The sequence below is a fragment of the Emergencia sp. 1XD21-10 genome, assembly GCF_009936045.1.
Lineage (GTDB): Bacteria > Bacillota > Clostridia > Peptostreptococcales > Anaerovoracaceae > Senimuribacter > Senimuribacter intestinalis.
Genome location: NZ_QWEQ01000019.1, coordinates 17,137 through 30,364 on the forward strand (window position 1 = coordinate 17,137; position 13,228 = coordinate 30,364).

Sequence of the window (13,228 nt, forward strand, 5' to 3'; positions counted from 1 at the left end):
AAAAATGTATAAGAACGCTGTTCTGAAAGCGCAGTAGACTTACATCATTTGCAAGATATGCAGCAAATCCGAAATTTTCTTGCATAAAACGTAAAAATGCATATAAGTTTAGCCGCCGCTGCCTACCGACGACAAATACTTTTATACATTTTTATGACATTTTACGATTCTCGGTTAAGATTTGCCCTTTCACTTATACATTTTAAGGAGAAAAATCTGTTTTAAGTTAAATTTGATTTTTCCCGCCTTATCCGTTTCGCTGCGCCCGTCTCAAAGGAAAAGCCCCTGCCCTTCACTTCCTTGACACTGCTTATAGTAAAAAAGGCTTCCGGATCAATGCTTAAAATCGCTCGCTGCACTCGGTTCAATTCCCGAGCAGGGAGCACACAAAGCAAAATATCCTGCTTATTCTCCTGATAGCCGGATTCCCCATAAAACACTGTATTTCCAATGACCATATCGGCAAAAGCCCGTCTCATCTGCTGATGCTTTTCACTAATAATAAAGATCTGCACCGAGCTTCCGCCCATGAGAACCACTTTGTCCGCCACCATAGAATAGAAAAAGGTCAGCAGAATCCCCAGCAGGATTTCCTCCATGTTCCTTGCAAAAATCACCTGCGTCAGAAGAATCGCAAAGTCGATGAAGTACATGGGAAGTCCCACTGAAATGCCCAGCTTACGATTGAAGATAATCGCTAAAATATCCGTGCCTCCAGTGGATGCGCCGCATTTTATTACAATCCCCATGCCAACGCCTGCCAGTACCCCGCCGTAGATAGTCGCCAGCATTACATTGTCCGTAATTCCGTCTGCAAATCTTGTATGCTCAAAGAGATTGATGAACATCGGATACGCAAAAGTGCTGACAATAATCGAGCCGGCAAACTTTTTCCCCAAACAAATCCAGCCTGCCAGAAACAAAATCCCGTTAAATGCCATTACCGTATACGATACCGGAATCCCATAAAAGTGCTCCATTACTCTGCCTACACCCGTGGAACTTCCAATCATAACACCGCTAGGCAGCACAAATGCCACGATTCCAAATGCTGCGATGGCAAGTCCTGCAAAAACTGCAATATAGTTAATGATGATCCGTTTCATGATATTTCCCTTTCTCTTATAAAGTCGTCCGAAAAGGATTATATCACAACTTTTGGTCTATTAAAACAAATTTAATCCGTATTTTGATTAATTTTTTATTCATCTTTTACAGTTTTGCTTTTCTTATATTCTTTCCCCATAGAAAATCCTCTGCCGCTGACTTGACTGACTCTGCTGACTGTCATAAAGCACGCAGGATCGATTCCATGAACAATCCGTTCCACCTTGGGCACTTCTCTGTTTGAGACTACAGTAAAGACCATCTCTGTCTGATGTGCAAGATAACCGCCTCTCGCAGAAAGGAGTGTCGTTCCTCTGTCAAGCTGCACGCCGATTGCCTCATTGATTTCTTCTGACTTTTCGCTGATAATTTTAATCTCTGTCTGGGTCGTGCCTATGAGCATCAGCTTATCAATAACCATCGTATAAATCATGACCAGCACAATACCATAAAGGATTTTTTCTGAACCGGTAAAAAATGCCTGTGCCAGCAAAATACAGGTATCAAACACATACAGACTGACTGACACCGGCACCTTGCAGAACTTCTGCAAAATCAGTGGCGGCACGTCCATACCCCCGGTAGAGGCGCCCGCGCGAATCACCACGCCAACTGCAATACCAATACCAAGACCGGAAAACAGCGTGCACAGAATCACATCGTCTGTAATAAATGCGCCCGGAAACAGTCTGTCAAGCCCTTCCAGAGCCAACGGATATGTAAAGGTGCTGATAATGGTGGTCAGCGCAAAGCGGCTCCCCAGCACAAGGAATCCCGCCGCCAGCATAATCACATTAAACACCAGCACAAAACCTGAAATCGAAATTCCACTCAAATGATTAACCGCCAGGGCTATGCCGGTACTGCCACCTGTCACCAATCCGCCCGGAATCAGAAAAAATTTCACCGCCAGCGCATAAATAACATTACCTGCAATCACGCAAAGGACTCTCGCCGCATTATCCCTTAAACTTAATTCTTTTTTCAACACCATGCCTCCTCACATCATAACTGAGACCTATCCTAAAGCAAAGCCTCGCCCTTGTCAATAGACCCCCATTAGCATGGTAAAGAGATAATATAATATAAAACTGCTGCAAGCTTACCTCGCAGCAGTTTCTTCATACTGTTTTAAACTTTATTCAAAATACGTCTTTGCCAGGCCGCCTTCACTGGTCTCCCTGTATTTGCTGAACAAATCACAGCCTGTCTCATACATGGTCTTTATCACCACGTCAAAGGATATTTTTCTGGTGTGAGTCAAAAAGTTCGCCAAGCTTACCGCATTAATCGCACGCATAGCCGCAACAGCATTTCTCTCAATACATGGAATCTGCACCAATCCGCTGATAGGATCGCATGTCAGCCCAAGGTGGTGTTCCATAGCGACCTCAGCCGCATATTCGATCTGGTCAATTTCCATACCGAAAAGCTCGCCAAGTCCTGCAGCAGCCATAGAGCAGGCGCTTCCTACCTCTGCCTGACAGCCGCACTCAGCTCCGCTGATAGAGGCATTGGTCTTAATCAGATTTCCGATAAGCCCCGCCGTTGCCAGCGCATCCACAATCTGCTCATCGGAATACTTTCTGTTTTTCTGCATGTAGTAAAGGGTTGCCGGCACCACACCGCAGGAGCCGCAGGTCGGTGCAGTTACCACCATACCACCGTCCGCATTTTCTTCACTGACCGCATAGGCAAAAGCACATACCAGCCTGTTTTCTCTCGTCTGCGGGCTTTCATCAATATGATTCTGGCGATACAGATACCTAGCCTTTCTCTGAACGGAAAGCCCGCCCTGTAAAGTGCCTTCTGCAGAAAGCCCCCGGCGCACAGTTTCTTTCATCTGGTTCCAGATTTCATGCAGATAATCACGAATTTCTTCGCCTTCCGTCTCATAAACATATTCACAAAGGCGAATATCCCTCTCTCTGCTGTAAGCATGTATTTCCTCAAAGGATTCCAGCTTATATACATCCTGCGGCTTTGCAGGCTTTTGCCCTTTGACGGCAATACGGCCGCCGCCCACGCTGTAAATTTCCATCTGACATGTCACACTGCCCGCAGCGTCCAGCGCTTCGAAAAACATGGTGTTAGGATGCGGCAATTCTTCATCCGGCTTATCGCTGAAAATCATTTCACACTTGTCATGACCGAGGACATCTAAAATCGCTGTATCGGTCATATGACCCTTTCCCGTCTTTGAAAGAGAGCCATACAAGGTAACTCTATAGCCAGCAGCACCTTTTGCCTCCGCTGCAAAGATTTCCGCCGCCAGGGTCGGTGCAATGGTGTGAGAGCTGGACGGTCCTCTGCCGATTCTGTATAGTTCACGAAGTGATTCCATAATATTCCTTCTTTCTTTTTTAGACTTAAATCAAATCATTTCATCTAGCATTATATACGGAAATCTCCTTACCTCGCAACCCTAAAATTATCTGCCCACCGCAAACAATATGACGCCCAAAACCAGCAGTCCAAACCCGCCCCAGCCTTTTGCTGAAAGTTTTTCCTTCAAGAAAATCCGGGACAGAATGATGGAAATCACCATGCCCATACGGTAAATAGTCATAATGACCGCCGCTTTTCCAAGGAAAAGAGCCTTATACACCAGCACATGACCGGCTCCGGAAGCTGCTGCGCCCAGCAGAATAAACAGCCATGTCTTTGGGGAAATTTCCCCAAACTCTCTGCCCTTTCCTTTCTTCGCCAGCAAAAGCCAGAGCATTACAACCACGATGATGTAACGAAAAGTGGAAGTCACATTGGTGTCGATAGGCTCAGTATCCGACTTTACGATGACATAGGAAATAGACGCGCAAACCGCGGAAAGTCCCGCAAAAAGAATCCATCGCTGCTCACTATTCAAAAGACCTTTGCCTGAGAGCGCTGCAAGTTCCTGTCTGTCCATCATCAGTAAGGTTCCAGTAATAATCAATGCCGTTCCAACCATCATGAATACAGTAATTTTTTCTTTGATAAATACCGCACAAAGAATCATGGAAATGACGATGGTAAGACTTTGAATGGCAAGAAATACGCTGACACTGCCGCCTTTGAGTCCCAGAAAATAAAATGCCCATGAGATGGACAAGACAATGCCGGACGCAAGTACCGAAAGCCATGTATGCATGGTCATATCACTGACCTGCCCGAAGCTGCCAGAAAAAAGTGCTGTTCCTGCAAAAGCCGCAAGAAGCACCGTATTTGTCACCGCACCGGTCACATAAGCATCGGCGTCCTTAATTCCGATTTTAGAAAGTATGGTCGATACACCGATAAACAGCGTAGAAATCACCGCAAGTAAAAGCCACATAAAAACAGGCTCCTTTCGTTTTGTTTCCAGTAGTTTAAACGAAAAAAGCCCGTTTTATGTCATTTTAATTACATTCTTTTCAGAAATACTTCATAGCCTCTCTTGGTTTCGTAAACGTCAGCTTTGCTGGTTACTTCCCAAGGTGCGTGCATGTTCAGTACCGCTACACCGCAGTCGATAACGTCCATGCCGTAAAGCGCCAGAATGTACGCAATCGTACCGCCGCCGCCGATATCGACTTTACCCAGTTCTGCCAGCTGATAGTGGATTCCTTCATCGTCCATGATATTTCTGATTTCAGCAATATACTCAGCGTTGGCGTCGTTGGAGCCGGATTTGCCGCGAGAACCTGTGAACTTACTGAATACCATACCGCGGCCTGCAAAAGAAGCGTTCTTCTTTTCGTAAACGTCTGCGAAGAGCGGGTCGTAAGCAGCATTTACATCAGAGGAAAGCATTTTGGAGTTAGCCAGCACTCTGCGCAGCGTAAGCTCGCTATACTGCCCCATTCTATCAAGAAGTTCTGCTACTGCATTTTCAAAGAACTTGGATTCCATACCGGTTGCACCTACGCTGCCGATTTCTTCTTTATCTACCAGAATGCAGCATGCCGTTTTTTCTATATCTTCCACGTCCAGCAGGGCTTTCAGGGAAGTAAACGCGCAAACTCTGTCATCCTGACCGTAGGACATAATCATGCTGCGGTCAAGACCCGTGTCTCTTGCCTTGCCCGCCGGAACTACTTCCAGCTCAGCAGAGAGAAAATCCTCTTCTTCCATGTCGTATTTTTCTTTTAACAGCTTCAGAACTGTAGCCTTTACTGCGTCTTTTTCTTCACCTTCAAGGGGTTTGCTGCCGATGAGTACGTCCAGATTTTCGCCCTCGATGACAGAGCCCGCCTTCTTTTCCATCTGTTTTGCGCCAAGGTGCGGCAGCAGGTCTGTAATGCTGACAACAGGATCTGTTTCGTCCTCACCGATTACTACGTCGATAACCTGGCCGTCTTTCTTTGCCACTACGCCGTGAATGGCAAGAGGCATCGCTACCCACTGGTATTTCTTCACACCGCCGTAGTAGTGCGTATCCATGTATGCAAAATCAGAGTCCTCATAAAGCGGATTCTGCTTCACATCCAGTCTCGGAGAGTCTACGTGAGCGCCCAAAATGTTCATGCCGTCTTCGATATTCTTTTTGCCGATGTGAAACAGGGCAATGGTCTTGCCCATGCAAACCGCATAAACCTTATCGCCAGCCTTCAGACTTTCTCCAGCTTTGATTACGTCCGCCAGGTCTTTATAGCCTGCAGCTTTTGCCATTTCGATGGTATTCTTTACACATTCTCTTTCGGTCTTGCCTTTGTCTAAAAAATCCTTATACTCTTCGCAAAGAGCCTCAAGAGCCTTTAAATCATTTTCCTTATAGCTTTTCCAAGCGTTTGGTCTTTCCATTTGATATCACTCCTTTACTTCTTTCTAGTATAGCATTCGGCAAATAACCGGTTCAATCATGCCGAATACTTTTTCGAGTGTGCCAGGCAAAAAACGCAAGGCGTAGCGAGACTATGCTGAGGCTTTTTGCCCAGTGCAAGCGGGAAAGCAGGCAAGTGATTTGGGCTGGTTATTTGCGAAATGCTATACTCATCTTTATCTTAGCCTAAAGACAGAAATAATGCAAGGAAATATTTGGTAAAAAATCCACGGCAATTAGAACCGTGGATTTACAAGAAAATCAATTTTTATTTCTGCAATATAGTTTCACAGGCATTTTTCAGCTCCGGAATATCGTAAAGCAGCGTGTTCCATACAGAGGAGACATCAATAGAGCCATAGGAGTGCACATAAAAATTTCTCGTATCTTTGATTATACGCCAAGGAATGGCACTGTTCTGCTCCTTAATTTCTTCTGAAAGCTGAGAAACCAATTCTCCAATTTGAACAACACACATGCAGCAAGCATCTTGAAACAGATACTCTCTTTCAAAAGATTCAAAGTTATATGCATAACGACTAAGATTATTCTCAATACGCAAGCAATATTCTACTATCTTATTAAGGACCAACCTATCACGCGTTTTGATAAAGCAGCACCTCTTCCTTTTTTATCATATCTAAGAATTCAATATCAGAAGACTCACTTGTTATTATATCGACCGACAGGCTTAATGCATCCTCAACTGCCAGCCGGAAGCCACTTAGCTGAAATAACGATCGAAGTTTTCCTTTTTCAATTTTCAAGTCTACATCACTGCCAGCCGTTGCGGTACCCTTTGAATAAGATCCAAATAGAGACACACTTTTTACACCGTGTTGTTCCGCTATCGGCGATATAATACGTTTTAATTCCTCAATACTATATGGAAGCATAAAATCACCTCATCTATATTCAGTATACCACGCTGTCTGCAAGAATAAAAGCTTTTCCTTTATTCCTCCCCATTTTTTCCAAACCGATTTACCCCATAAACACCTGCAAGTACCAGCACCGTTGCTATAATCTGGGTTTTCGTAAAAGTTTCACCCAGATAAAATACTCCGCCAAGGACTGACGTTACGGAAGCTATGCTTGCGAAGGCGGCACGCTTTGTCGCACCGATGATAGAGATGGAATAATTTGCGCAGAGAAACGCAATCAGATTGCACCCCAGAGACAGATACAAAATGCACACCAAAAAACCGCTGTTATGTAAAGGCAGGGTCAGAAACTCGACAACCGTTCCGTTCATTGCATGCTCCACAAGGGCGCAGCCGGTAAACACTACCGCACCGCTGACAATCATCGCATAAGTTTTTTCTGCACTGTTAAAGCCTTTGATATTCTGGGAAGTAATAGCATACGCTGACTCACTGCACATAGCAACAAGCAGAAACAGATATCCAAGAAAGCTGCTGGAAGTTGTCAGCTCACCACCCATTCCAATCATCACTGCGCCGGCCACAGTTACTATCATGCATGCAATCTGCAGCTTGGTCGGCTTATCCCGCAGAAATACTGCACTAAACAGCATAGTAATAATAGGAATGCAGGCAAGAAGCACTCCGCTTTCCGCCGCCGTAGTTCTCTGCACGCCCAGAGTTTCCATGATGAAATATAAAACCGGCTGAAAAAAGCTGAGAAGCAGAAGCGGCTTCAAATTTTTTCCTTTTAAATCGATTTTAATAATGCCCAGCACTGCGCAAATGGTCATGGCGAAAAACGCTACGATGGTACGCCACGACAGCAGTGTAAATACCGACACATCGTTGACGCACATTCTAATAAAAATAAAGCTTAGTCCAAAGAGAACTTCGCTGAAAACTGCAATAATAATTCCCTTGCTGTAAACGCTCTTTCCCTGATTCATGGCAATTCCTCCTAGCTCTAGCCAACTCTAGCTTATATTGTAGCATGAAGAAAAAAGCATTTAAAAGGGTGTAATTTTAGAATGATTGGTACAATACCTATTTCATTGGAAATTTTCTAAAACCATGCTATGCTGCAGCTTATCACAGTAAAGCCATGAATCCCTTCTCTTCCCCACGGCAAAGCGTGAATTCAATCTTGACATATTTTTCGTGCCTTTGTCATATCCTTCGTCTTGCCTCGCATTGACTTTTTCTGTCCCATCAAGTAAACTAAAGAAAACTATGAAAAATCCCACTGGAGGTGTTATCATGAAAACCATCGGCATGATTGGAGGTCTGTCCTGGCATTCCTCTCTGCAAATGTACGAATACATCAATCACTATGTCGCAAATGCACTGGGCGAATACAACTGCGCCAAAATGGTTCTCGCCAACGTCAACCTGCAAGATGTCTTCATCAACCGCAAAGATGAACAGGAGCAGGTACTTTTGGAAGGCGCGCGCCAAATTGAAGCCGCTGGCTGTGATTTTTATATTATCTGTTCCAACACCATGCACAGGCATGCTCCATTCCTGCAGGCGCACATAAAAACGCCGCTGCTGCATATCGCAGACGCCACTGCTGACGCAATTCTCGCAAAAGGTATTTCCTGTATTGGTCTCATGGGAACCCGTATCACCATGGAAGAAGATTTTTATCGCGGCAGGCTGGAGGAAAAAGGTCTGGAGGTTGTGACTCCCGAGGAAAAAGACCGCGCTTTTATCGACAAGGTTCTCTTTGAAGAAACTGGCTTCGGCATTGTCAAAGAAGAATCCTCAAAAGAGTTTTACAGGATTGCCGAAAAGCTGACTGCTTCCGGCGCAGAGGGCGTTATCCTCGGCTGTACCGAAATCGGCATGCTGATGCAGCAGGAACACACCGAAATCCCACTCTTTGATACGACAATCATACACGGAGAAACCGCCGCAAAGATGGCGATTGAATAAACTAAAAAACAGCCGCTATCGAAACGGCTGTTTTGCTTATTTTCTTATAATATATCAATATGTTCCCCTGCCAGAGCTTTGTTCATACTTCTGACAGCGCAGAACTTTCCGCACATAGAGCAAGTATCTTCATGTTCTGGTTTTCGTTCCTCACGGATTGCCTTTGCCGTCTCAGGATCAATGGCGCATGCCCACTGTGCCTCCCAATCCAGCTCTCGTCTTGCATCAGCCATACGGTCGTCCATTTCACGAGCCCCGCGAACACCCTTTGCGATATCCCCTGCGTGGGCTGCGATTTTGGAAGCGATAATCCCCTGTTTTACGTCTTCCACGTTCGGCAGTGCCAAGTGCTCTGCCGGGGTTACATAGCATAAAAATGCTGCGCCGGAAGCCGCTGCGATAGCGCCGCCGATGGCAGAGGTAATATGGTCGTAACCCGGAGCAATATCTGTCACAATTGGACCCAGCACATAAAATGGTGCGCCGCTGCAGATGGTCTGTTGCAGCTTCATATTCGCCGCAATCTGATCCATCGGCATATGTCCAGGTCCTTCTACCATTACCTGCACATCTTTTTCCCAGGCACGCTTTGTCAGTTCGCCAAGACGCACCAGCTCTTCAATCTGGCAGACATCGGATCCATCGGCAAGACAGCCTGGACGGCAGGCATCTCCCAGAGAAATAGTTACGTCGTACTCTCTACAGATATCCAAAATTTCATCAAAGTACTCGTAAAACGGGTTTTCCTCACCGGTCATAGTCATCCATGCAAAGACCAGAGAGCCGCCGCGGGAAACAATATTCATCTTCCGCTTATGCTTTTTAATCTGATCGATGGTTTTTCTTGTAATCCCGCAGTGAAGGGTTACGAAGTCTACACCATCCTCTGCATGAAGCCTTACTACATCCAGAAAATCCTTTGCGGTCAGCGTATCTAAATCCCTCTGATAATGAATCACACTATCATAAACGGGAACAGTACCAATCATCGCCGGACATTCACCGGTCAGCTTTCTGCGGAAGGGAATTGTATCTCCGTGAGAAGACAGATCCATGATGGCATGGGCTCCCATATTGACTGCCGCCATGACCTTTTCCAGTTCCACATCCATATCCTTACAGTCTCTGGAGACACCCAGGTTTACGTTTATTTTCGTCTGCAGCATAGAACCGACTCCCTCCGGATCGATACATTTGTGATTTTTATTGGCGCAAATCGCCACTTTGCCAGACGCCACAAGAGGCAGCAGTTCTTCTGTCGTCATGCGCTCTTTCTTTGCTACAATTTCAAGTTCCGGGGTTACAATCCCTTTGCGTGCAGCTTCCATCTGTGTTGCATATGCTCTCATTTTCGTTTTTCCTCCTTACGTATCTTCGGACATCTGCAGCCGCCGCAAAAAAACAAACTGCCAATGTCCCCGCAGGTCCATTGGCAGTATACTCGTCAATATTTCCCTACGTTGGCATTATCCAAATCAGGTTGCAGGTCGAAGCAGTATCAGCTCCCTCTCAGCCCATTACTATGAGCTCCCTTTTTTATATTTATATATTTATCTTAGCACTGTATCTTACAAATTGCAAGAAATTCTTTACAATCCGATGCGGTGGCACGCGACTGCGGTATGCGTTACGCAGCTCGCCATCCGCAAGACGCATTTATCAGCCGCACTTAGAAAATCCACAGTTTCTGCAGATCACACAGCCGCCTTCATGTTCCACTACACTTCCGCATTCCGGGCAAGCATGAATCTCACTGGCAGATGCTGGTACTTTCTGGCTCTGCTGTGCAGGTACTGCTGCAGCAGTTGGTGCTGCCGACGCTGCGGTTTCACCTGACTGTTCCTCAATAATCTTAGAAACTTTCATAATCACCCTTGCGATAGCGTCTGGACAGGATGTGCAGCCCATGCCCTGCTGTCTGATGGTAGACGGACATCTGATTCCCTTCAGCTGATCATAAACTTCCTGAATAGAGATACCGCTGCGCAGCGCTACAGATACCAATCTCGCTGTAGCTTCGCTCTGGCTTGGGCAGCCGCCGGCTTTTCCCGTACTGGTAAACACTTCGCAAATGCCGTTTTCGTCGTAGTTGGTCGTCACATAAAGGCTTCCGCAGCCGATTTTCATCTTTTCTGTAAAGCCGCGGGTTACGTCAGGACGCGGACGCGGTTCGATATGACCGTAGCGTTCCTCCTGGCAGGTCGGGCAAGCTGCCGCAGTCTGCGCAGATGCACCTTCTCTGTTTACCTTGCCGATATTAAGTACCTGCTCTTCTCTGCTGCCGTCACGATAAATAGTCACACCCTTGCAGCCTTCTTTGTATGCCAGAAGATATGCCTCTCGCACTTCGTTTCTGGTGGCTTCCTTAGGGAAGTTTACAGTCTTTGAAACGGCGTTGTCCGTATGGCGCTGGAAAGCTGCCTGCATTTTAATGTGGTCAATCGGCTTGATATCGTGTGAGCAAACGAAAACATCGCGCACTTCCTGCGGGATTTCCTCACAGTGAGCGATAGTTCCCTCTGATGCAATTCTGCGAAGCAGTCTATCACTATAAAGCCCCAGTTCTTTCAATTTCTCTGTTAGAACCGGATTCACCTCAATCATCTCTGTGCCATCCATAATATTGCGGATAAATGCGTAGGCGAAGACTGGTTCTACACCGGAAGAACATCCGCCGATGATAGAAAGCGTACCGGTCGGAGCAATGGTAGTCACCGTCGCATTTCTCATAGCCGCCCCATCCTTTAAAGTGCTGACCGAGAATAACGGGAAAGTTCCGCGCTTTGCTGCCAGCTTACTGCTTGCCGCATGACCTGCTGTATTGATATACCCCATGACTCTTTCAGCAAGCTCCACAGCTTCATCAGAATTATATGGAATACCCAGCATTAAAAGAGCATCTGCCCATCCCATTACGCCCAGTCCGATTTTACGGGACGCACGGGTCGTTTCTGCAATCTTATCCAGAGGATAATTATTGGCGTCAATGACGTTGTCCAGAAAATGCACTGCCTGCTCTACAGTTTCTCCCAAAAGACGGAAGTCAAATTCATAGCCCGTCAGCGTTTTTCTCAGCATCTTCACCAGGTTAATGGAGCCCAAGTTGCAGCTTTCATATGGCAGCAGCGGCTGTTCTCCGCACGGATTGGTACTTTCAATTTCACCCTGCGTCGGGGTCACATTATCGCGGTTAAGCCTGTCCAGGAAAATAATGCCCGGCTCTCCGTTTTTCCACGCATGGTCAACGACAAGGTCGAAGACCTTTTCTGCGCTGAGATGTCCTACCGCTTGCTTTGTCTTCGGGTCGATGAGATCATAATCACTCTGGCTCTCTACCGCTTCCATAAAAGCTTCCGTAATACCAACACTAATGTTAAAATTTGTAATCTCTTTATTGTCTGCTTTGCAGTTGATAAAGTCCAAAATATCCGGGTGATCAATTCTAAGTACACCCATGTTAGCACCTCGTCTAGTGCCACCCTGTTTCACAGCCTCCGTTGCCGCATTGAATACCTTCATAAAGCTGATAGGTCCGCTGGCAACGCCGCCCGTAGATCTAACGGCTGACCCGCTCTGACGAAGTCTTGAAAAAGAAAATCCCGTACCCCCACCAGACTTATGAATCAATGCCGCATTCTTTACAGAATCAAAGATTCCTTCCATACTGTCTTCCACCGGCAAAACAAAGCAGGCTGAAAGCTGTCCCAAAACTCTGCCCGCATTCATCAGAGTCGGGGAGTTTGGTAAAAAGCGCAAATCCGTCATCAGTTCGAAGAACTGATCGCTGAGCGCCTTCGTATCTGTCGTGTTATCGTATTTTGCATCTGCTGCAGCGATGGTATCTGAAACTCTGCGAAACATACCTTCTACTGTTTCCGTCAGGTTACCTTCTCCATCTTTGCCCAGATATCGTTTTTCCAGTACTGTTAAAGCATTCTTGCTGATTTCTGAAATTGCCATATTTCCCTCCGCTATACACTTTATATATTGTCACAGAGATAATTATATCACTATATGTAGTGTATAGCAACAAGTTCTTCCAACAAATTCACGATAGCTTTATAAGAAGACTGCGCACGCCGCAATTTATCCTATTTCTTAAAAGACTAGCAGCGGAACGAAAGAAATTCTAAAATAGGTCAATTTCCCCTATTTTTTGTAGGTCAATTTGCCATAATAGTTCTAGAAAGGAGGCGTGACAGTGAATAGACTCAAAGAACTTCGAAAGAAAAAAGGTCTTACTCAGGTCAAAGTGCAAATCGAAACCGGTATAGACCAGGCTGACTATTCAAAGATGGAGCATGGCAAACGCTATCCTACAACGGAGCAGGCAAAGGAACTGTCCTTTCTCTTTGAAACCAGTCTCGACTATATCTATGGCATCACTGACGATCCCACGCCTTATCCCAGATCAAAGAACGCCGTACCGAAAAAGAAGCGAAAGGATTCAGAGCCTAAAATATAAAACCTCCAGAAGCTG

Annotated in this window: 12 protein-coding genes and 1 riboswitch; of the genes, 2 read left to right on the top strand and 10 right to left on the bottom strand. The window is 45.9% G+C overall.

Annotated elements, in window-relative coordinates; genetic code table 11:
- Window positions 1-221: 221 nt before the first annotated feature.
- The 8 genes from D1151_RS12005 to D1151_RS12040 all read right to left on the bottom strand — a co-directional run bounded on the left by D1151_RS12005 (window position 222) and on the right by D1151_RS12040 (window position 7,760).
- Window positions 222-1,106 (bottom strand): YitT family protein, encoded by an 885-nt coding sequence (locus D1151_RS12005; protein ID WP_160201767.1) that lies wholly within the window; start codon window positions 1,104-1,106, stop codon window positions 222-224.
- A 95-nt stretch (window positions 1,107-1,201) separates the two neighbouring features.
- Window positions 1,202-2,095 carry a YitT family protein gene (locus tag D1151_RS12010; protein ID WP_243151216.1) on the bottom strand — a complete coding sequence of 298 codons (894 nt, stop codon included), beginning with the start codon at window positions 2,093-2,095 and terminating at the stop codon, window positions 1,202-1,204.
- A 150-nt stretch (window positions 2,096-2,245) separates the two neighbouring features.
- Complete coding sequence (locus D1151_RS12015) at window positions 2,246-3,451, bottom strand: L-serine ammonia-lyase (protein WP_161909049.1); 1,206 nt, start codon at window positions 3,449-3,451, stop codon at window positions 2,246-2,248.
- Between the two features lie 87 nt (window positions 3,452-3,538).
- A complete protein-coding gene (locus D1151_RS12020; RefSeq protein ID WP_161909050.1) occupies window positions 3,539-4,420 on the bottom strand; it encodes an EamA family transporter in 882 nt (293 codons plus the stop codon).
- Window positions 4,421-4,488: 68 nt separating this feature from the next.
- Complete coding sequence (locus tag D1151_RS12025) at window positions 4,489-5,868, bottom strand: aminopeptidase (RefSeq protein ID WP_161909051.1); 1,380 nt, start codon at window positions 5,866-5,868, stop codon at window positions 4,489-4,491.
- A 287-nt stretch (window positions 5,869-6,155) separates the two neighbouring features.
- A complete protein-coding gene (locus D1151_RS12030; protein WP_306770898.1) occupies window positions 6,156-6,479 on the bottom strand; it encodes a DUF86 domain-containing protein in 324 nt (107 codons plus the stop codon).
- Window positions 6,480-6,483: 4 nt separating this feature from the next.
- The gene (locus tag D1151_RS12035; RefSeq protein ID WP_161909053.1) at window positions 6,484-6,783 is read right to left on the bottom strand and encodes a nucleotidyltransferase family protein; all 300 of its coding nucleotides are present in this window, start codon (window positions 6,781-6,783) and stop codon (window positions 6,484-6,486) included.
- A gap of 59 nt (window positions 6,784-6,842) precedes the next feature.
- Complete coding sequence (locus D1151_RS12040) at window positions 6,843-7,760, bottom strand: DMT family transporter (RefSeq protein ID WP_161909054.1); 918 nt, start codon at window positions 7,758-7,760, stop codon at window positions 6,843-6,845.
- A gap of 310 nt (window positions 7,761-8,070) precedes the next feature.
- Here D1151_RS12040 and D1151_RS12045 point away from each other — a divergent pair, with 310 nt between their 5' ends.
- Window positions 8,071-8,748: an aspartate/glutamate racemase family protein gene (locus tag D1151_RS12045; protein ID WP_161909055.1), complete on the top strand. Its 678-nt coding sequence runs from the start codon at window positions 8,071-8,073 to the stop codon at window positions 8,746-8,748.
- 44 nt (window positions 8,749-8,792) lie between these two features.
- Here the strand turns inward: D1151_RS12045 and thiC are convergent, their stop codons facing one another.
- Together thiC and D1151_RS12055 are read right to left on the bottom strand one after the other, a co-directional pair.
- Window positions 8,793-10,097 (bottom strand): phosphomethylpyrimidine synthase ThiC, encoded by a 1,305-nt coding sequence (gene thiC / locus D1151_RS12050; RefSeq protein WP_161909056.1) that lies wholly within the window; start codon window positions 10,095-10,097, stop codon window positions 8,793-8,795.
- An 84-nt stretch (window positions 10,098-10,181) separates the two neighbouring features.
- Window positions 10,182-10,292: riboswitch (TPP riboswitch) on the bottom strand.
- Window positions 10,293-10,407: 115 nt separating this feature from the next.
- Window positions 10,408-12,708: a vitamin B12-dependent ribonucleotide reductase gene (locus D1151_RS12055; protein WP_161909057.1), complete on the bottom strand. Its 2,301-nt coding sequence runs from the start codon at window positions 12,706-12,708 to the stop codon at window positions 10,408-10,410.
- 241 nt (window positions 12,709-12,949) lie between these two features.
- Here D1151_RS12055 and D1151_RS12060 point away from each other — a divergent pair, with 241 nt between their 5' ends.
- Complete coding sequence (locus D1151_RS12060) at window positions 12,950-13,213, top strand: helix-turn-helix domain-containing protein (protein ID WP_160201758.1); 264 nt, start codon at window positions 12,950-12,952, stop codon at window positions 13,211-13,213.
- Window positions 13,214-13,228 lie beyond the last annotated feature (15 nt).